Origin of the sequence: uncultured Aquabacterium sp. (assembly GCF_913773725.1) — a bacterium.
Lineage (GTDB): Bacteria > Pseudomonadota > Gammaproteobacteria > Burkholderiales > Burkholderiaceae_C > Aquabacterium.
Genome location: NZ_CAJYGK010000016.1, coordinates 88721 through 108811 on the forward strand (window position 1 = coordinate 88721; position 20091 = coordinate 108811).

At 68.6% G+C, this 20091-nt stretch carries 17 protein-coding genes and 1 riboswitch; of the genes, 3 read left to right on the forward strand and 14 right to left on the reverse strand.

Features of this window, described 5'->3' with window-relative positions; all coding sequences use genetic code 11:
• Nucleotides 1–49 precede the first annotated feature (49 nt).
• From ftsA to mraZ, 14 genes are all read right to left on the reverse strand, one after another.
• On the reverse strand, nucleotides 50–1279 hold the full coding sequence (ftsA, locus tag QZ709_RS01535; protein WP_294635600.1) for a cell division protein FtsA: 1230 nt from the start codon (nucleotides 1277–1279) through the stop codon (nucleotides 50–52).
• A 27-nt stretch (nucleotides 1280–1306) separates the two neighbouring features.
• A complete protein-coding gene (locus tag QZ709_RS01540; protein ID WP_294635601.1) occupies nucleotides 1307–2167 on the reverse strand; it encodes a cell division protein FtsQ/DivIB in 861 nt (286 codons plus the stop codon).
• Nucleotides 2168–2195: 28 nt separating this feature from the next.
• Nucleotides 2196–3170 (reverse strand): D-alanine--D-alanine ligase, encoded by a 975-nt coding sequence (locus QZ709_RS01545; RefSeq protein ID WP_294635602.1) that lies wholly within the window; start codon nucleotides 3168–3170, stop codon nucleotides 2196–2198.
• Nucleotides 3167–4582, reverse strand: a complete 1416-nt coding sequence (gene murC / locus QZ709_RS01550; RefSeq protein WP_294635603.1) for a UDP-N-acetylmuramate--L-alanine ligase — start codon at nucleotides 4580–4582, stop codon at nucleotides 3167–3169. Before murC ends, QZ709_RS01545 begins: the two co-directional genes overlap by 4 nt.
• Nucleotides 4579–5688, reverse strand: a complete 1110-nt coding sequence (gene murG, locus QZ709_RS01555) for an undecaprenyldiphospho-muramoylpentapeptide beta-N-acetylglucosaminyltransferase (protein WP_294635604.1) — start codon at nucleotides 5686–5688, stop codon at nucleotides 4579–4581. The genes murC and murG overlap by 4 nt, the downstream gene beginning before the upstream one ends.
• On the reverse strand, nucleotides 5685–6965 hold the full coding sequence (gene ftsW / locus QZ709_RS01560; RefSeq protein ID WP_294635605.1) for a putative lipid II flippase FtsW: 1281 nt from the start codon (nucleotides 6963–6965) through the stop codon (nucleotides 5685–5687). Before ftsW ends, murG begins: the two co-directional genes overlap by 4 nt.
• Nucleotides 6962–8749 carry a UDP-N-acetylmuramoyl-L-alanine--D-glutamate ligase gene (gene murD, locus QZ709_RS01565; protein WP_294635606.1) on the reverse strand — a complete coding sequence of 596 codons (1788 nt, stop codon included), beginning with the start codon at nucleotides 8747–8749 and terminating at the stop codon, nucleotides 6962–6964. The genes ftsW and murD overlap by 4 nt, the downstream gene beginning before the upstream one ends.
• Nucleotides 8750–8763: 14 nt before the next feature.
• Nucleotides 8764–9942: a phospho-N-acetylmuramoyl-pentapeptide-transferase gene (gene mraY, locus QZ709_RS01570; protein ID WP_294635607.1), complete on the reverse strand. Its 1179-nt coding sequence runs from the start codon at nucleotides 9940–9942 to the stop codon at nucleotides 8764–8766.
• On the reverse strand, nucleotides 9932–11353 hold the full coding sequence (murF, locus tag QZ709_RS01575; protein ID WP_294635608.1) for a UDP-N-acetylmuramoyl-tripeptide--D-alanyl-D-alanine ligase: 1422 nt from the start codon (nucleotides 11351–11353) through the stop codon (nucleotides 9932–9934). Before murF ends, mraY begins: the two co-directional genes overlap by 11 nt.
• A complete protein-coding gene (locus tag QZ709_RS01580) occupies nucleotides 11350–12909 on the reverse strand; it encodes a UDP-N-acetylmuramoyl-L-alanyl-D-glutamate--2,6-diaminopimelate ligase (RefSeq protein WP_294635609.1) in 1560 nt (519 codons plus the stop codon). The genes murF and QZ709_RS01580 overlap by 4 nt, the downstream gene beginning before the upstream one ends.
• Nucleotides 12909–14777, reverse strand: coding sequence for a penicillin-binding protein 2 (locus tag QZ709_RS01585; protein ID WP_294635703.1), 1869 nt, complete (start codon nucleotides 14775–14777; stop codon nucleotides 12909–12911). The genes QZ709_RS01580 and QZ709_RS01585 overlap by 1 nt, the downstream gene beginning before the upstream one ends.
• Nucleotides 14778–14839: 62 nt before the next feature.
• Nucleotides 14840–15145, reverse strand: a complete 306-nt coding sequence (ftsL, locus tag QZ709_RS01590; RefSeq protein ID WP_294635610.1) for a cell division protein FtsL — start codon at nucleotides 15143–15145, stop codon at nucleotides 14840–14842.
• Nucleotides 15145–16191 (reverse strand): 16S rRNA (cytosine(1402)-N(4))-methyltransferase RsmH, encoded by a 1047-nt coding sequence (gene rsmH, locus QZ709_RS01595; RefSeq protein ID WP_294635611.1) that lies wholly within the window; start codon nucleotides 16189–16191, stop codon nucleotides 15145–15147. The genes ftsL and rsmH overlap by 1 nt, the downstream gene beginning before the upstream one ends.
• A 10-nt stretch (nucleotides 16192–16201) precedes the next feature.
• Nucleotides 16202–16642 (reverse strand): division/cell wall cluster transcriptional repressor MraZ, encoded by a 441-nt coding sequence (mraZ, locus tag QZ709_RS01600; protein WP_294635704.1) that lies wholly within the window; start codon nucleotides 16640–16642, stop codon nucleotides 16202–16204.
• Nucleotides 16643–16966: 324 nt separating this feature from the next.
• Here mraZ and QZ709_RS01605 point away from each other — a divergent pair, with 324 nt between their 5' ends.
• The 3 genes from QZ709_RS01605 (at nucleotide 16967) to QZ709_RS01615 (ending at nucleotide 19798) form a co-directional block, all read left to right on the forward strand.
• Complete coding sequence (locus QZ709_RS01605; RefSeq protein WP_294635612.1) at nucleotides 16967–17254, forward strand: FeoA family protein; 288 nt, start codon at nucleotides 16967–16969, stop codon at nucleotides 17252–17254.
• A gap of 58 nt (nucleotides 17255–17312) precedes the next feature.
• Nucleotides 17313–19199, forward strand: coding sequence for a ferrous iron transport protein B (gene feoB, locus QZ709_RS01610; RefSeq protein ID WP_294635613.1), 1887 nt, complete (start codon nucleotides 17313–17315; stop codon nucleotides 19197–19199).
• Between the two features lie 362 nt (nucleotides 19200–19561).
• Complete coding sequence (locus QZ709_RS01615) at nucleotides 19562–19798, forward strand: hypothetical protein (protein ID WP_294635614.1); 237 nt, start codon at nucleotides 19562–19564, stop codon at nucleotides 19796–19798.
• Between the two features lie 42 nt (nucleotides 19799–19840).
• Nucleotides 19841–19956, forward strand: a riboswitch (TPP riboswitch).
• Nucleotides 19957–20091 lie beyond the last annotated feature (135 nt).

Below are 20091 nucleotides of genomic sequence, written 5' to 3' on the forward strand. Positions count from 1 at the left end.
TTTAGTTCAAGCAGTTGCCAATGAAAAGGATGGGGCCCCTTGGGGGGCTTCAGAAGTTGCCAACAAACCAGTCGCGTACACGGCCGAACAGGGTCTGCACCGACCCCGCCTGCTGTGCCGCTTTCATCCCGCGCGAACGCGCGAGTCTTGCCTCTTCGAGCAAGCCCATGACGGTGGCCGAGCGCGGGCTGGCCACCATGTCGTGCAGTGCACCCGAGTACAGGGGCAGGCCCTTGCGCACGGGTTTCAGGAAGATGTCCTCGGCGAGTTCGACCATGCCGGGCATGACGGCCGAGCCGCCCGTCAGCACGATGCCGGAGGACAGCAGCTCCTCGTAACCGGACTCGCGGATCACCTGGTGAACCAGCGAGAAGATCTCTTCGACGCGCGGCTCGATCACGCCGGCCAGCGCCTGGCGCGAGAGCATGCGCGGGGCGCGGTCGCCCAGCCCCGGCACCTCGACCTGGTCGTTCGGGTCGGCCAGCAGCTGCTTGGCCACACCGTGCTCGACCTTGATGTCCTCGGCGTCCTTCGTGGGGGTGCGCAGGGCCATCGCGATGTCGCTGGTGATCAGGTCACCGGCGATGGGGATGACGGCCGTGTGGCGCACCGAGCCATCGGTGAAGATGGACACGTCGGTGGTGCCGGCACCGATGTCGACCAGGGCCACACCGAGCGACTTCTCGTCGTCGGTCAGCACGGCGGCGCTCGATGCGCTGGGATTGAGCACCAGCTGCTCGGCCTCCAGGCCGCAGCGGCGCACGCACTTGACGATGTTCTCGGCGGCGCTCTGCGCGCCCGTCACGATGTGGACCTTGACCTCGAGGCGGCCGCCGCTCATGCCGATCGGCTCCTTCACCTCGTGGCCATCGATGATGAACTCCTGCGGCTCGACCAGCAGCAGACGCTGGTCGTTCGGGATGTTGATGGCCTTGGCGGTCTCGACCACGCGCTGCACGTCGATCGGCGCGACCTCCTTGTCCCGCACGATGACCATGCCCGTGCTGTTCTGGCCCCGGATGTGGCTGCCGGTGATGCCGGTCCACACGCGGCTGATCTTGCAATCGGCCATCAGCTCGGCTTCTTTCAGCGCCTGCTGGATGGACTGCACGGTCGCGTCGATGTTGACGACCACGCCGCGCTTGAGGCCGTGGCTCGGGGCCACGCCGAGACCCGCGAGGCGCAGGTCGCCACCGGGCAGGACCTCGGCCACGACCGCCATCACCTTGGCGGTGCCGATGTCCAGTCCGACGACCAGATCCTTGTATTCCTTGGGCATGGTGTGTGTGAAAGGCTCGTGGGTTGATCAGGGTTGAGGCTTGCGCGGCGCCGGCTTGGGCGGCGGCTTCAGCTTCGGTTTGTTGGCGGCATCGGCCCAGGTGCTGGTGCCACGCAGCTTGACGGCGTAGCCCTGCGGGTAACGGAGGTCGGCCTGCTCCAGCGGGGCCGGGTACTGGCGCTGCAGCGCAGGCAAGGTCCGCACAAAGCGTTCGGCGCGGGCGCGCACTTCGTCGTCGCTGCCACGGCCCAGTTCGATACGGGCCTCGTTGTCGAGCTGCAGGCTCCACGACCCGCGGGCCGTCAGGCGCAGGGTGTGGATCTCCCCCAGCGGCTCGAACAGCGGCTGGAGCGCGCGCAGCATGCTCAGCATGCGGGCCGACTCAATGCCGGTGCTGTGGGCCGGGCCGCGCAGCATCGGCAGGCGCTCGTCTTCGACGTCGCCCAGGTTGGCATCGAAGACCTCGCCCAGCGTGTTGACCAGCTGGTCTTCCTCGTCCTCGCGGTACCAGTAGGCCGCCGGCTGGTGCTCCTCCAGCGTCACGCGCAGTTCGTTGGGCCACACGCGGTGCACCACGGCTTTGCGCACCCAGGGTACGGCCTCGAAGGCCTCGCGGGTCTTCTGAAGGTCGATGCCGAAGAAGCTGCCCTGCAGGCGGTGCACGACGTTGGCCCGCACATTGGTGACGTTGTTGCGATGCAGGTCGCCGCCCACCTCGATGCGCTCGATGGTGAAGTACGGCAGCCGCGACAGGCGCACCAGCCCCGAGGCCAGCAACAGCCCCACGAGCCCGATCGCGAGCACGATCGTGGCCGTGTTCATCCAGCGGACGTCCATCGGCGTCTCGTCTCGGATGGGGGCAGCGTGCAAGGCTGCGGCGGCAAGCATGGTCGGGTCCTGTGCGCCTTTCGTCGCGTCAGCGGGGTGTGCCGTCCAGGCTGGCCGAAGCCAGCAGGTGCACACACAGTTGTTCGTAGCTCAGGCCGGCCACGCGGGCCGACATGGGCACCAGCGAATGGCCGGTCATGCCGGGCGAGGTGTTGATCTCCAGCAGGAAGGGCTGGCGGTCACTCTGGCGGATCATGACGTCGGCACGGGCCCAGCCGCGGCAGCCCAGCGTGCGGAAGGCCCGCACCACCTGGCGCTGGATCTCGGCTTCCTCGTCGGCGTCCAGTCCGCTCGGGCACAGGTACTGCACCTCGTCGGTGAAGTACTTGTTCTGGTAGTCGTAGTTGCCACCCGGCGCGACGATGCGGATCACGGGCAGCGCCTGCGCGTGGCCCTCCACGATGAGCACCGGGCAGGTCGTTTCCTCACCTTCGATGAACTGCTCACACAGCACCTCGGGGTCGTGCTGCGCGGCGGCCGCGTACGCGGCGGCGCACTGGGCGGGGTCGGTCACCTTGGTCAGGCCGATGGACGAGCCTTCGCGCGCCGGCTTGACGATCATCGGCGCGCCCAGCACGGCCAGCGCGTGCACGCACTCGTCGGCGCTGCTGACCATGCGCCAGTCCGGCGTGGGCAGGCCCTCGAAACGCCAGATGCGCTTGGTCATGATCTTGTCCATCGCGATGGACGAGGCCATGACGCCCGAGCCCGTGTACGGGATCTTCAGCAGCTCGAGCGCGCCCTGCACGGTGCCGTCTTCGCCACCGCGGCCATGCAGCGCGATGAAGCAGCGGTCCACGCCTTCGGCGCGCAGGTCTTCCAGCGGGCGCTCGGCCGGGTCGAAGGCGAACGCGTTGACGCCAGCCGACTGCAGCGCCTGCAGCACGCCGGTGCCCGACATGATCGAGACCTCGCGCTCGGCCGAGGTGCCGCCGAACAGGACGGCAACCTTGCCCAGCGAGGCCGGGTCGATGCGGGGGGGCTGAAGGTGAACCTGGCTCATGCCGATGCCTCTTGCTTCAACAGTTCCGCCACCTTGGCGGGCACGCCGCCGATCGAACCGGCGCCCATGCAGATGACGATGTCGCCGTCGCGCGTGCTCTCGGCGATGGCCTGCGGCAGCGCTGCCACGTCGTCGACGAAGACCGGCTCGACCTTACCGGCCACGCGCACCGCGCGGGTCAGCGCCCGGCCGTCGGCGGCCACGATGGGCGCCTCGCCCGCCGCATAGACCTCGGTCAGCAGCACCGCATCGGCCGTGCCCAGCACCTTCACGAAGTCTTCAAAGCAATCACGCGTGCGGGTGTAGCGGTGCGGCTGGAAGGCCAGCACCAGGCGCTGGCCGGGGAAGGCGCCGCGCGCCGCGTTGATCACGGCGGCCATCTCGACCGGGTGGTGGCCGTAGTCGTCGATCAGCGTGAACTGGCCACCGTCGCCGGCACGGCACTGGCCGTGGCGCTGGAAGCGGCGGCCCACGCCGGTGAACTCGCCCAGCGCCTTCACCATCGGGGCGTCGGGCAGCTCGATCTCGGTGGCCACGGCAATGGCCGCCAGCGCATTGAGCACGTTGTGCACGCCAGGCAGGTTCAGCGTCACGTCCAGATCGGGCATGACCTGGCCGTTGCGGCGCTGCACCGTGAAACGCATCTGCCCGCCGGGCAGCGCCACCACATTGACAGCACGCACCTGGGCGTCTTCACCAAAGCCATAGGTGATCACCGGACGCGAGATCAGCGGGATGATGCTGCGCACGCCGGGATCGTCGGCGCACAGGATGGCCGAGCCGTAGAACGGCATGCGGTGCAGGAAGTCGACGAAGGCCTGCTTGAGCTTCGCGAAATCGTGCCCGTAGGTGTCCATGTGGTCGGCGTCGATGTTGGTGACGACCGACAGCACGGGCAGCAGGTTCAGGAAGGAGGCGTCCGATTCGTCGGCCTCGACCACGATGTACTCGCCCTTGCCCAGCGCCGAGTTGGCACCGGCGCTGTTGAGCTTGCCACCGATCACGAAGGTCGGGTCGACGCCGGCTTCGGCCAGAATGCAGGTCACCAGCGAGGTGGTGGTGGTCTTGCCGTGCGTGCCCGCAATGGCGATGCCGCGGCGCAGGCGCATCAGCTCGGCCAGCATCACGGCGCGGGGCACGACGGGGATGCGCCTCGCGCGCGCGGCGATCACCTCGGGGTTGTCGCCCTTCACCGCGGTGGAGGTGACCACGGCTTCGGCGCCTTCGATGTGCACGGCCTCGTGGCCGATGAACACACGGATGCCGAGCGAGGCCAGACGGCGCGACGTGGCGCTGTCCGACTGGTCGGAGCCCGAGACGGTGTAGCCCAGGTTGTGCAGGATCTCGGCGATGCCGCTCATGCCGGCGCCCCCGATGCCCACGAAGTGGATGTGCTTGACGGCGTGCTTCATGCAGACGCCTTTCCGGAAGTAGGTTTCACGTGCTGTTCGATGGCATCGGCCACGGCGGCGGCCGAGCGGGTGCGCGCCAGTTGCCGCGCCCGTTCGGCCATGGTCAGCAGCTGCGTGCGGTCGAGCGCCATCAGGCGCTGCGCCAGCGCGTCGGCCGACAGCTCGGCTTGCGGCAGGTGCACGGCCGCGCCATGCCCGGCCATGTACTCTGCGTTGTCGCGCTGGTGCGCCGTGGTCGACACGATCAGCGGGATCAGGATGCTCGGCACACCGGCCGCGCACAGTTCGCTGACGGTGATGGCGCCGGCGCGGCACACGATCAGGTCGCAGGCGGCCAGGCGCTCGGCCATGTTGTTGATGAAGGGCAGGACCTCGGCATCGCGGCTGGCGTCGAGGCCCGCGGCGGCGTAGGCCTTGCGCACGTCTTCGAGGTTGGCCATGCCGGTCTGGTGCGTGATCAGCGGGCGCTGGTCGGCCGGGATCTTCGCCAGCGCCTGGGGCACGGTGTCGTTCAGCACGCGCGCGCCCAGGCTGCCGCCCACCACCAGCACGCGCAGCGGGCCGGTGCGACCGGCAAAGCGCTCGGCGGGCGGGGCGATGGCTTCGATTTCGGCGCGCACCGGGTTGCCGGTCACGCGGGCCACCTTGTGCTGCGAGGCGGGGCCGTCAAAGCCGCAGGCCAGCACGTCGGTGATCGGCAGCAACGCGCGGTTGCTCAGCAGCATGGCGGCATCGGCATTGACCATCACCAGCGGCAGACCACGGGCCGTGCCCATCACCCCACCAGGGAAGCAGACGTAGCCACCCATGCCCAGCACGGCCGTGGCCTTGCGGGCTGCCAGAATCTTCCAGCACTCGGCAAAGGCCTTGAGCAGGCGCACGCCGCCGAACAGCGTGTCGACCGGACTCTTGCCGCGCAGGCCATTGAAGGCGATGGTGTCGAGCGGAATGCCGGTGGGCGGCACGAGGCGGTTTTCCATGCCGCCGGTGGTACCCAGCCACGACACGGTCCAGCCGCGGCGCTTCATCTCGTCGGCCACGGCCAGGCCGGGCATGATGTGCCCGCCGGTGCCGGCCGCCATGATCACGAGGTGACGTGCGCTCATGCCCGGCCTCCGCGCATGAGTTGGCGGTTTTCAATGTCAACGCGCAGGCAGATCGCCAGCGCCACGCAGTTGAGCAGGATGGCCGAGCCGCCGAAGCTCATCAGCGGCAGCGTCAGGCCCTTGGTGGGCAGCACGCCCAGGTTCACACCCATGTTGATGAATCCCTGGCCGCCCATCCACACGGCCACGCCCTGGGCCACCAGCCCCGAGAACACGCGGTCGAGCGCGATGGCCTGGCGGCCGATGTTGAACAGGCGCACCACCAACCAGAAGAATGCCAGGATGACGATGCCGACGCCGACAAAGCCGAGTTCCTCGCCGATGACGGCGAGCAGGAAGTCGGTGTGCGCCTCGGGGAGGTAGTGCAGCTTTTCCAGGCTGGAGCCCAGCCCTTCGCCGAACACCTCGCCACGCCCGAAGGCGATCAGCGAGTGCGTGAGCTGATAGGCCTTGCCCAGCGCGTTCTTCTCGCTCCACGGGTCGAGGTAGGCGAAGATGCGCTCGCGGCGCCACGGGCTGAGCGTCACCATCAGGGCAAACGCCCCCAGGAGCACGGCCGTGATCAGGAAGAACATGCGGCCGTTGACGCCGCCCAGAAACAGGATGGCCATGGCAATGGTCGCGATCACCATGAAGGCGCCCATGTCGGGCTCTGCCAGCAGCAGCAACCCGACGACACCCACCGCCACGGCCATGGGCATCACGGCGCGGAAAAAGCGCTCCTTGACCTCCATCTTGCGGACCATGTAGTCGCTGGCGTACAGCACGATGGCCAGCTTGGCCAGCTCGGACGGCTGGAAGTTCATGATGCCCAGCGGCAGCCAGCGGCGTGCGCCATAGACCACCTTGCCTACGTGCGGGATCAACACGAGGATCAACAGCACCAGCGATGCGATGAACAGCCACGGGGCCCAGCGCTCCCAGGTGGCCATCGGGATCTGGGTCACGACGGCCGCCACACTGATGGCCATGATGATCGAGACCAGGTGGCGCACGAAGAAATGGTGCGGCGCGTAGTTCGCGAACCGCGGGCTGTCTGGCAGGGCGATCGTGGCGGAGTAGACCATGACCAGTCCACCCAGCAGCAGTGCGATCGTGACCCAGACGAGCGGCTGGTCGAAGCCCATCACACGCGACGGGTTGGCGGCGCTGACGTTCACATAGTCCCGAACGGGCAGCGAGCCCGAGCCGCTCGCATCGCCCCCGCCCAGGCGGGCGCGCAGCCCCCCCAGCAGGCCGCCGAAGCGTCCGGTCAGACCCGCGCGTGACACGCTCATGCGATGTCTCCCCGGTCGGCCGCCAGCGCCTGCACGGTGTCGATGAACACCTCGGCGCGGTGGGCGTAATTGCGGAACATGTCCAGGCTGGCGCAGGCCGGGCTCAGCAGCACGGCGTCGCCCTCACGCGCCTGTGCGAAGGCCCAGCGGGTCGCGTCTTCCAGGGTGGCGTGGCGGACCATGGGCAGCGCGTCGCCCTGCGACGTTTCAGCGCCCTGCAGCACGGCCTCGATGGCCTCGGCGTCGCGGCCGATCAAGGCCACCGCACGCGCGTGGCGGCCCACGGGCTCGCGCAGCGGCCCGAAGTCCTGGCCCTTGCCGTCGCCCCCCAGGATGACGACCAGCTTGCCTGGCGACAGATCGGCCCCCAGGCCGACCAGTGCCGCGACCGTGGCGCCAACGTTCGTGCCCTTGCTGTCGTCGATGGCGTCGATGCCCCCCACCGTGGCCACGTGCTCGACGCGGTGCGGCTCACCGCGGTACTCGCGCAGGCCGTGCAGCATCGGTGCCAAGGGGCAGCCGATGGCGGTGGTCAGGGCCAGCGCCGCCAGCGCGTTCGAGGCATTGTGGCGGCCGCGGATGCGCAGCGCGTCGGCTGGCATCAGCCGCTGCAGCACGATCTCTTCTTCCTCGCCCTTCTTGCGCTTGACCGTCAGGTCGGCTTCGCGGGCGCGCACCAGCCAGGCCATGCCGGACTCGGTCACCAGACCGAAATCGCCCGGGCGGCGTGGGGCATCCAGACCGAAGTGGACCGACGCACGCTCGACGAGCTTCGACGGCCGGCCACGCACACCCGACTTCACGACCTCGGGCGGCGGCAGCATGCCCATCACCACCTCGTCGTCGCGGTTGAGCACCATCAGGCCTTGCTTGCCGAAAATGCGGGCCTTGGCGGCGGCATAGGCGGCCATGGAGCCGTGCCAGTCCAGGTGGTCCTGCGTGATGTTGAGCACCACGGCGGCACTTGGCTCGAAGTGGTTGACGCCATCGAGCTGGAAGCTCGACAGCTCCAGCACCCACACGTCGGGCAGCACCTCGAACGTGGGCGCGGGCGGCGGTGGCGGCACCAGGTCGATCAGCGGCGCGTCGGCATCGTCAGACAGCACGGCGGCGCCTTCGGACTCGTCGGCGGGCGCTGCCAATGCGTCGGCCTCGCTCGGTACGGTCTCGTTCTGCGCGGTCTCGTTCGGTGCGGCGTCGGGCTGCTCGCCCTGCTCCGGCGCCGCAGCTGCCTCATCGGCACCCTCCGCTTCAGCCGAGGTGCCGCGTGGCGGCTCGGCGTCCAGCGCCTGGCTCAGCGTGTCGAGCAGGGTCGGCCCGATGTTGCCCGCCAGGCCCACGCGCAGGCCGGCGCGCTCGCACAGCTGCGCCGTCAGCGACGTGGTGGTGGTCTTGCCGTTCGTGCCGGTGATGGCCAGCACCTTGGGGGCATAGCCCAGGTCGGTCTTGAGGTCGGCCAACGCCGAAGCAAACAGCGACAGCTCACCCCGGACCGGAATGCCCTGCTCATCGGCGCGCGCGCACAGGGCGGCCACATCGGGCGCGTTGGGGGCCAGGCCGGGGCTCTTGAGCACCAGCTGCACGCCATCCAGCAGCGCCGCATCCAGTCCCTGATGCAGCGTGGCCGCAGGCACATCGCGGGCCAGCGTCGCAGCCTGGGGCGGGTTGGCACGCGTGTCGGCCACGCGCACGGTCGAGCCGCACCGGGCGCACCAGCGCGCCATCGCCAATCCGGAGTCACCCAGACCCAGGATCAGCACGGTGAGGTCCTTGAGGTAGTGCATGGTCTCGTGTTCGTTCAGCGCAGCTTCAGCGACGACAGGCCCAGCAGGCACAGCAGCATCGTGATGATCCAGAAGCGGACCACGACCTGCGTCTCCTTCCAGCCCGACTTTTCAAAGTGGTGGTGCAGCGGCGCCATCAGCAGAATGCGCCGGCCTTCGCCGTACTTCTTCTTCGTGTATTTGAAGTAGCTCACCTGCACCATGACGGACAGGGCCTCGAGCACGAACACCCCGCCCATGAAGGCCAGCACGATTTCCTGGCGCACGATGACGGCGATGGTGCCCAGCGCGCCACCGAGGGCCAACGCGCCGACATCACCCATGAAGACCTGGGCCGGATAGGCGTTGAACCACAGAAACGCCAGGCCCGCCCCCGACATGGCGGCGCAGAAGATCAGCAGCTCGCCCGCGCCGGGAATGTGCGGCAGCAGCAGGTACTTGGCGAACACGGCGTTGCCGGTCACGTAGGCAAAGATACCGAGCGCCGCCGACACCATCACCACCGGCATGATGGCCAGGCCGTCCAGGCCGTCGGTCAGGTTCACCGCGTTGCTGGTGCCCACGATGACGATGTAGGTCAGCACGATGAAGCCCCAGACGCCCAGCGGGTAGCTGACCGTCTTGAAGAAGGGCACGATCAGGTCGGCCTTGGGCGGCAGGTCGGCCGAGAAGCCGGAGGCCACCCAGTCGATGAAGAGCTGGATCACCCGCAGCGTGTTGACCTCGGAGACGTTGAACGCGAGGTACAGCGCCGCGATCAGCCCGATGATGGACTGCCAGAAGTACTTCTGGCCCGAAGGCATGCCTTCTGGGTCTTTCAAGACCACCTTGCGCCAGTCATCAACCCAGCCGATGGCGCCGAAGCCCAGCGTCACGATCATCACGATCCAGACGAAGCGGTTGGCCCAGTCGAACCACAGCATGGTCGAGATGCCCAGCGACAGCAGGATGAGCGCGCCGCCCATTGTGGGCGTGCCCCGCTTGGCGAGATGGGCCTGCACGCCGTACTCGCGGATGGGCTGGCCGATCTTGAGCTCGGTGAGCTTGCGGATGACGAGCGGACCCAGCACCAGACCGATGAGCAGTGCCGTCATGGCGGCCATCACGGCGCGGAAAGTGAGGTACTGGAAGACACGCAGGAAGCCCCAATCCGGGTTGAGACCCTGCAGCCACATGGCCAGACTAAGCAGCATGCGCACCTCCGGACAGGCAGGTGACGACTTGTTCCATCTTCATGAAGCGAGAACCTTTGACGAGCACGGAAGCCGCATCGGGCGCGGCCTGCGGACTGGCCAGCGCGGCGACGATGTCGGCGGCGCTGGCGAAATGACGGGCAGACGCACCGACCGCCTGCGCCGCATGGGCGCACAGCGTGCCGGCTGTCCAGACATGGTCGATGCCGCGTTCGCGGGCATAGGCCCCCACTTCCGCATGGAAGGCGGGCCCCTGGTCGCCGACCTCGCCCATGTCGCCCAGCACCAGCCAGTGCGGGCCGGGCAGGCCGGCGAGCATGTCGATGGCCGCGCGCACGGAGTCGGGGTTGGCGTTGTAGCTGTCGTCCACCAGCGTGAGCGTGCGCCCGGCAAAGGCCACGCGCTTGAGCTGGGAGCGGCCCTTGACGGGCTCGAACGCGGTGAGGCCGGCCACGATGGCGGCCAGCGGCACGCCCGCACCCAGCGCCGCGGCGGTGGCCGCCAGCGCGTTGCGGACGTTGTGGGCGCCGGCCATGTGCAGGGCCAGCGCGGCCTCGCCCTGCGGGGTGCGCAGGGTCAGGGCCCAATGGGGATGGTCGTCGCTGACCCACTGTGCCTGGCCCGTGACGGCCGCCGCATCGTGTGTGGCGAACTCGAGCTTGTGGCACCCGTTGGCCAGTTCGCGCCAGATGGGGGTGTGCGCATCGTCCGCCGGGAAGACGGCCACCCCGCTACGTGACAGCGACTGCAGCACGGCACCGTTCTCGCGCGCCACGGCCTCGACCGTGTGCATGAACTCCTGGTGCTCGCGCTGGGCATTGTTGACCAGCCCGACCGTGGGCGCGGCCATGGCACTCAGCTGCGCGATCTCGCCCGGATGGTTCATGCCCAGTTCGACCACGGCACAGCGGTGCACGCCTTCGCGCAGGCGCAACAGCGTCAGCGGCACGCCGATGTCGTTGTTGAAGTTGCCCTGTGTGGCGAGCGCGGCGTCGGGCGTGCCGGCCACGTCCTGCATCCAGGCGCGCAGGATGGCGGCCACCATCTGCGTGACGGTGGTCTTGCCATTGCTGCCCGTCACGCCGATCAGCGGGATATCGAAGCGCGCGCGCCAGCCGGCAGCGAGCCAGCCCAGCGCGGCCCGGGTGTCGGGCACGATCAGGCCCGGCAGGCCGCAGGGCTCCACGCCACGCTGCGCCAGTACGGCTGCGGCCCCCGATGCGGCCACCTGCGGCAGAAAATCATGGGCATCGAAGCGTTCGCCGCGCAGGGCCACGAAGAGGTCGCCGGCCTGCAGCGTGCGGGTGTCGGTGTGCACGCGGCCCAGCGGCGTGGCCGGATCGCCATGCAGGACCGAGCCAGGCAGCAACGCGTGCGCCAGGCCGAGGGTCATCATCGGGGTGAAGGTCATGCGGCGCCTCCCATGGCTACCAGATCGGCCCGTTGCGCGAGGGCGGCGCGGGCCTCTTCCACGTCGGAGAACGGCGAACGCAGGCCTGCGACCTCCTGATAGTCTTCATGGCCCTTCCCGGCGATCAGGACGACGTCGTGCGGCTCGGCATCGGCCAGCGCCTCGGCGATCGCTTCTCGGCGGTCGGCCACCACGGCGATCCGCGCACGCCCTTGCACGCCAGCCCGCACCTGGCCGAGGATGGCGTGCGGGTCTTCATGACGCGGGTTGTCGCTCGTGAGCACCACATGATCGGCCAGGGCATCGGCGATGCCTCCCATCAACGGGCGCTTGATCGGGTCGCGGTTGCCGCCGCAGCCGAACACACACCACAAACGCCCGCCCCGGGCGTCGGCCACCGGACGCAGCGCCTCCAGCGCCTTTTGCAGCGCATCCGGCGTGTGGGCGTAGTCGACCACGGCCAGCGGCAGGCGGGCGGCCAGCGCTGGCGGCACGGCCACCAGTTCCATCCGGCCCGGAACGGCCTGTAGACCGCGGCAGGCCGCCGCCGCCTCGGCCAGGGGCACGCCGAGCGCGCGCAGCGCCCCCACCACGGCGAGCAGGTTGGACACATTGAAGCGGCCGATCACCGGCGCATGCAGATCGATGCGGCTGAGCTCGGTCAGGCCGCTGTCGGTGTGCTCCACCAGCGTGAATGCGATGCCGGCTGCCTCATGGCGGACGTGCTGGGCCTGCAGACGCGCCGGGGTGTCCACGCCATACGACCACACCGCCAGGCCGCGCGAGCGCGCATGGGTGCACAGCCCGGCGCCCATCGGGTCGTCGAGGTTGACGACCGCGGCCTGCAGCCCGGGCCAGTCGAACAGGGCGCGCTTGGCCTGCCAGTACGCGGCCATGCTGCCGTGGTAATCGAGGTGGTCCTGCGTAAAGTTGGTGAACTGCGCCACGGCGATGTGGGTGGCATGGAGTCGCAGCTCTTCGATGCCGATGGACGAGGCCTCGATGGCCGCGGCCTGCAGCCCCCCATCGGCGAAGGCCCGGAAGGTCGCGTGCAAGGTGACGGGATCGGGCGTGGTCAACCCGGTGGGCGTGAACCCGGCGCCGCCCGGCTGCCCGACACCCAGCGTGCCGATCACGCCGCAGCCGCGCCCGAGCGCAGCCAGCGCCTGGGCTGTCCACCACGAGGTCGACGTCTTGCCGTTGGTGCCCGTGACGGCCACGACCTGCAGGCGTGCGCTGGGCTCGCCATAGAAGCCGTGGGCGATCTCGGCGCTGCGGGCCTTGAGTCCGGGCACCGCCGCCACCCGTGCATCGTCGAAGCCGAAGGGCTCGGCACCCTCGGCTTCGACCAGGCAGGCACGTGCACCGTCGGCCAGCGCCTGGGCCACGAAGCTGCGACCATCCCGTGCGGCCCCGGGCCAGGCGATGAAAGCCACGCCCTGTCCGGCCAACGCCCCCACCTGGCGACTGTCGACGGTGAGCGCGCCCACCCCCTGCTCGCGCAGCCAGGCCAGCGCGTCTGCGGTGCTGTGAAGGGCATGCACGTGGGCGGCCATCAGAAGCTCTCCTGTTCGGCCGGCTGCGCCGAAATGATCTGGGGCTCGACGTGCTGGTCGGGCATCACGCCCAGACGGTGCAGCGTCTGCTGGACGACCTGGCTGAACACGGGCGCCGCCACCTCGCCGCCGTAGTACACGCCGTTGCCAGGCTCGTCGACCATCACCGCCACGACGATGCGCGGCTTGCTGATGGGTGCGATGCCGACAAACCAGGAACGGTACTTGTTGCCCGCATAGCCCTTGCCCTCCTGCTTGCGCGCAGTACCGGTCTTGCCCCCCACGCTGTAGCCCATGGTCTGGGCCTTGGGCGCCGTGCCGCCCGGGCCGGTGGCCAGTTGTAGCATCTCGCGAACGGCCCGGGCCGTTGCCGGCGAAATCACCGGCTTGCCCTTCACAGGAACAGGATCGACCCCGGCGGTACGGGGGGCTTGCTCTTCCGTGGCGTCGTCCTCGCCAGGCCGGAACGCCGTCTTGAAAGCCAGTGTCGGCCGCGCCCCCCCCTGCTCGGCCAGCTTGCGCGCCGGTGCGGGTTCGGTGTCGCGCTTGAGCAGGCTCATCGGAACAAGCTGGCCATCGGTGGCAAAGATCGTGTACGACTGCGCCAGCTGGAACAGGCTGGCCGACAGACCGTAGCCGTAGCTCATGGTGACCTGCTCGATGCGACGCCAGCTCTTGTAAGGACGCAGCCGCCCCGTGACCACACCCGGGAAGCCGATCTGCGGCTTCTGGCCCAGACCCACGGCGGTGTACATCTCCCACATCTCGCGGGGCTGCATCTGCAGGGCCATCTTGGCCGTGCCCACGTTGCTCGATTTCTGGATCACCTGGGCCACCGTCAGATCTCCGTGCGCGTGCGAGTCGGAGATGGTTGAGCCGTCGATGGTCAACCGGCCCGGCGCCGTCTGGATGACCGTATCCGGGCGGACCCGCCGCGACTCGATGGCCAGCGCGGCGATCAAGGGCTTCATGGTCGAGCCCGGCTCGAAGGTGTCGGTGAGCGCTCGGTTGCGCAGCTGTGCGCCGGTCAGGTTGCGACGGTCTTCGGGGGTGTAGCTGGGCACGTTGGCCAGCGCCAGGATCTCGCCCGTCAGGGCGTCGAGCACCACCACGCTGCCGGCCTTGGCCTTGTGCTGGACGACCGCATCCCGGATACGCTGATAGGCATAGAACTGGATCTTGGCGTCGATCGACAGCTGGACGGGCTGGCCGTCCTCTGCGGGAACGAGGTCGCCCACGGCCTCGACCACCCGGCCCAGTCGGTCCTTGATCACATGGCGCGCGCCATCGCGACCGGCCAGCTGGGACTGGTAGGCCAGCTCGATGCCTTCCTGCCCCTTGTCCTCGATGTTGGTGAAGCCGATGATGTGCGCAGCGGCCTCGCCTTCAGGGTACTGACGTCGCGATTCGCGCAGCTCGTACACACCCTTGATCTTGAGGGCGGCCACCTTCTGCGCCACCTCATCCGGCACCTGCCGGCGCAACCAGACGAAGTTCTGGCTCGACCCGAGCCGTTTCTTCAGATCGGCCGGACTCATGTCGATCAGCTTGCCCAGCTTGCGCAGGTCCTCGGGCGAGGCGCTCATGTCCTTGGGGATCGCCCACAGCGAGGGCGCCGGCACGCTGGACGCCAGCAGCTCGCCATTGCGGTCCAGGATGCGCCCGCGGTTGGCGGGCAGCGCGATGCGGCGCTCGTAACGGCTCGCGCCTTGCTGCAGGTAAAAATCGTTGTGGATGATCTGGATCCACGCGGCCCGCCCGATGAGCACGGCAAAGCCCAGCCCGATCGCCCCGATGAGGAACTTGACCCGCCAGGGCGGCGTGCGCGAGGCCAGCAAAGGGCTGGTCGCGTAACGCACCGTCGGCATGCCGGCCGCCCCTTGGCGGCGCGGGCGCCCCGCCAGGCGACGCAGCAGCGATCCCACGCGGCTCATGGCGTGCCCTCCGCAGCCGAGGCGGACGCCGAAGCCGCCCCCGACGCGGTCACATAGTGCGTCAGGGCGGGCGTGTTGTTGAACATGCGCAGCTTCTCGCGCGCCAGCTTTTCCACCCGCAGCGGGGTGGCCTGGGCCCGCTTGTCCAGCTGCAGGCGCTCGTAATCGATCTGCAGTTCGTGCGCCTGCGCCTTGGCTTTCTCCAGGTCAGCAAACAGGCGACGGGCCTCGTTGCTGGAGCGGATCAGCCAAACGCAACTGGCCATCAGCAGGATGGCCAGAACGACATTGAGGCGCACCATCACCGACGCCCCCCTTTCGACGCGCCCCGGCCGGTACGGCCCGGCGCCTTCTGGGCGTCGGCCGCGGCGACCAGCTGCGGGGACCACGGCACATCGGTGCGACGGGCCACCCGCAACACCGCCGAGCGGGAACGCGGGTTGTCGGCCACCTCGGACTCGGACGGCTTGATGCGCCCCAGCGACTCGAGCAGCAGCGGGCGCGGCTGGGCAAAGGGCACGCGGCGGTCCACTTCCTCGCGGCTGTGGCGGGCGATGAAGGTCTTGACGATGCGGTCTTCGAGCGAGTGGAAGCTGATGACCGACAGGTGACCGCCCGGCGCGAGCATCTTCAGGCTCGACTCCAGAGCGTCTTCCAGTTCGCCCAGCTCTCGGTTGACGTGAATCCGAAGAGCCTGGAAGGTGCGTGTGGCGGGGTCCTGCCCAGGCTCACGGGTCTTGACCGCACGAGCCACGACCGCCTGCAGCTCGCCGGTGGTGCGCACAGGCTGTCCCGCTTCGCGGCGCGCGACAAGCGCCTTTGCAATGGGCCCAGCAAACCGTTCTTCTCCATAGGTGCGGATGACATCGGCCAGCTCCTCAAACGAGGCGCGCGCCAGGTAATCGGCGGCGCTCTCGCCCTGGGTCGTGTCCATGCGCATGTCCAGCGGCGCATCGAAGCGGAAGCTGAACCCGCGCGCGGGGTTGTCGATCTGGGGCGACGACACCCCGATGTCCATCAGCAGGCCCGCGACGGGCCCGAAGCCCTGCTGCGCCACCACCTCGGCCCACGACGAAAACGGCGCGTGCACGATGGTGAAACGGGGGTCGGTGATGGCGTCGGGGCCCTGGGTGGCATGCGCGATCGCATCCGGGTCGCGGTCGAGCGCCAGCAGGCGCGCCTGCGGCCCCAACCGGGACAGGATCAGCCGCGAGTGCCCGCCGCGACCGAAGGTGGCGTCCACGTACACGCCATTCGGGTCCGGGCCCGTGGCGGTGTCCCACAACGCCTCCACCGCTTCGTGCAGCAGAACGGTGCGGTGCGTCCATGTCGCGCTCCCCGTGGTCATCGTGCGGCGGTCAGAAGGTGAAGTCCTGCAGCGCATCGGGCATGGGCTGCGCCATGACCTCGGCTTCGTGCGCGGCGTAACGGGCCGCATCCCACAGCTCGAAGTGACTGCCCATGCCCAGCAGCATCACATCCTTGGTGATGCCCGCAGCGGCGCGCAGTTCGGGCGAGATCAGCACGCGCGCGGCGCTGTCGACCTCGACGTCCATGGCGTTGCCCAGAAAGATCCGCTTCCAGCCCGCCGCCGACATGGGCAGGGCCGCGACCTTGTCACGGAAGGCCTCCCAGGCGGGGCGCGGGAAGACCATCAGACAGCCATCGGGGTTCTTGGTGATGGTGAGCTGGCCGCTGCACAGGGCGGACAGGGCGTCGCGATGGCGCGCAGGGACGGCCATCCGCCCCTTCGCGTCCAGCGCCAACGCTGAAGCCCCCTGAAAGACCACGTTCACCACAAAACCCCACAAAAGTGCACTTCATCCCACTTTACCCGATCCACACCCCCGGAACAAGGGAGGAAACAAAAAAAACGCCAATGAAATCAAAGACTTACGCGCGTTTTTCAGCCCACAAACGCAAAAAAAAGTCCTTCAAAATCAAGGACCTGCAAATTGGTCTGCAAGCGCTGGATGAGCAATTTCCCTCCACCGGGTGGGTGGAAACACGGCGCAACGACGCCCCCCCCCCCCCCGATCTGCGCGTGCGGGATGGCCGAGCGGCGTGATCCGGATCAAGGCCCGTGAATTGCGAATGGTTCGCATTTGAACCTAGAATGCATCATGAGCGCCGCAGACCTTCTCCATCCCGGCCGCCACGCGCGGCCGGCCGTCACCCTGGACCAGTTGCCCGTGCGCACGCTGGCCACCATCCGCGAGATTCACTGTGCTCGCCATGACGGTGGCGCGCTCAAGCGCCGACTGATGGAACTGGGATTCGTGCCGGGCGAGCGCGTCCAGGTGCTGCGCCGGGTCTTTGCCGGCCGCGGTCCGCTGGCTGTGCGGGTCGGCACCAGCACCTTCGCGATGCGCAGGCTGGAGTCGTCGCTGATCGAAGTCGTGCCCGCCTGAGCCTTCCCGGGCTCACCCATCCAACGCCTCACACGCGCAGTACGCAGGAGTCCCCCTCATGGCGGCAGCGGCCCCTACCGCGACCTCGACCCCGCTCATCGCCCTGGTCGGCAACCCGAATTGCGGCAAGACCGCCCTCTTCAACCGCCTCACCGGCGCCCGCCAGAAGGTCGGCAACTATGCCGGCGTGACCGTCGAGCGCAAGGAGGGCCAGTTCATCTCGCCCAAGGGCCAGCCTTGGCGCTTGCTGGATTTGCCTGGCGCCTACAGTCTGCTGGCTGCCACGCCGGACGAAGTCATCACCCGGGACGTGATCGCCGGCACACGCCGCGACGAATCCGCCCCCGTGGGCCTGGTGTGCGTCGTGGACGCGACCAACCTGCGACTGAACCTGCGCATGGTGCTGGAGTTGCAGACGCTGGGCGTGCCCATGGTGCTCGTCATCAACATGATGGACGAGGCCACTCGACGGGGCATCCGGATCGACACGGCCCGGCTTCAGGCCGAACTGGGCATGCCGGTGGTCGAAGCCGTTGCGGTGCGTGCAGGAGGTGAACAAGCCCTGCTGGCCCAGCTCGATGCGCTGGACTGGGCCGATCTGCCGGCGCCCGACGGGCCTCGCCCCGTGGCGCGCCTGGCCGAAATCCCGGTCGAACAGACGCACCAGCGGGTCGGCCAGCTTCTGGCGGCCTGCGTGCACGCCCCCGAGCACGCCTCTCACTTCACGACCACGCTCGACCGCTACGTCCTCCACCCCATTCTGGGGCCGATGATCCTGGCCGCGCTGATGTTCCTGGTGTTCCAGGCGGTGTTCACCTGGGCGGCAGCCCCGATGGACCTGATCGACGCGGGCGTCGGCTGGGTCGGCGAACAGGTTCAGGCCCGCATGGCCGACGGCATGCTGCGCAGCCTGCTGGTCGATGGCGTCATCGCCGGCGCAGGCAGCGTGCTGGTTTTCCTCCCCCAGATCATCATCCTGTTTGCCTTCATCCTGGCGCTGGAGGATTCAGGCTACCTGCCTCGCGCGGCCTTTCTGCTGGACCGCATCATGGGCAGCGTCGGGCTGTCGGGCCGGGCTTTCATTCCGCTGCTGTCGAGCTTCGCCTGCGCCATCCCTGGCATCATGGCCACCCGCACCATCGGGCAGCCGCGCGACCGGCTGGTCACGATCCTGATCGCGCCCCTGATGACCTGCTCGGCGCGGTTGCCGGTGTACGCGCTGCTGATCGCGGCCTTCGTGCCCTCGCGCACGGTGGGCGGCCTGTTCAATCTGCAAGGGCTGGTGCTCTTCGGCCTGTACATGGCGGGCATTGTGTCGGCCATGGTGGTGGCCCTGGTGCTCAAGCGCGTCCTCAAGCAAGGCAACAGCCAGCCTTTGCTGATGGAGTTGCCCGACTACCACTGGCCGCATTGGCGCGATCTGCTGCTCGGCCTGTGGGAACGGGGCAGCACCTTCGTGCGCCGCGTGGGCACAACCATTCTTTCGCTGATGGTGATGCTGTGGTTCCTGTCGAACTTCCCGGCGCCCCCGGACGGCGCCACGGGACCGGCCATTCAGTACAGCATCGCCGGCATGATGGGTCGCGCGCTCGAGGTGGTGTTCGCCCCCATCGGCTTCACCTGGCAGATCTGCATCGCACTGGTGCCCGGCCTGGCCGCGCGCGAGGTGGCCGTGGCAGCCCTGGGCACGGTTTACAGCCTGTCGCAGAGTGGCGATGAGTTGTCGGGCGCGCTGGCGCAACTGCTGAGCCAGACGTGGAGCCTGCCCACGGCCCTGTCGCTGTTGACTTGGTACGTATACGCGCCGCAATGCCTGCCGACGCTGATGGTGGTTCGCCGCGAAACCAACGGCTGGAAGGTGCCGCTGATGCTGGCGGGCTACCTGTTCACGCTGGCTTACCTGGCATGCTTCATCGTGTACCACGTCGCATCGTGGTGGCTGTGATCAGAAGAGCAACCAAAGGTCGAACATGCTGCAAGACGTCATCGCCTGCCTGATCGGTCTGGTGGCGGCAGCATGGCTGTTGCGCCGTTGGTGGCCCGCACGCTGGCGCCCCGGGCGTGGCCTGCAAAGCACCGACTGCGAGGCGACAGGCGCGTCGGGTGCCTCGTGTGGCAGCGGCTGCGGGCAATGCGGGGGAAGCGCCCCGCTGCCCGCACGGGATCACCGAGGCGCCGGCGCACCGGTGCATTGGCACAAGCCCCCTGCACGCTAGGGGTTCCCCCTGTGCCGGGGGGTGCGGCCTCGCCCCCCACTGCCTAAACTTGATGTCAATAAACAAACTCAGGTTCAGCAGTACCCCTGTCATGAAAACCCTTTTCGCCATTGCACCCCTTGCAATCGCGTTGAGCTTCGTCGGACAAGAAGGCGAGCCCCGCTCTGCCCAGGGCGCCGCTCAAGCCGCCGCCCGCACCGACCTGGCCCACGCGGTCCGTACGCCGGCCCACCGCACGCCCCCGCAACTGCTGGGTACCGTGGCACATGGTGATCGCCTGCCTGCCATGCCCCTGTCCACCGTGCTGGACACCCCCCATCGCCGCTGACCGGCAGGGCCCTGGTCTCCACCGCCGGATCGCAGTACACTGCGCCTTGCTCCGGGGTGTGCTGTGCGTGAAATCCGCGCGCAGTGCTGAGATGGATAACCGAACCCGTTGAACTTGATCCGGTTCATACCGGCGAAAGAAGAGCTGTCCTGCCTGGGCCGCATGGCGACCTGCGCGGGTGCGGCTTCAGATTGAGGCCGCATGCCGCCTGACTGAAGTTTCGCCCCCCGCTGCGTCCCCCTCCGTGCGATCCCGTTCGGGCGCCCTCGGAGCACGTGTCACCACACTGCTTT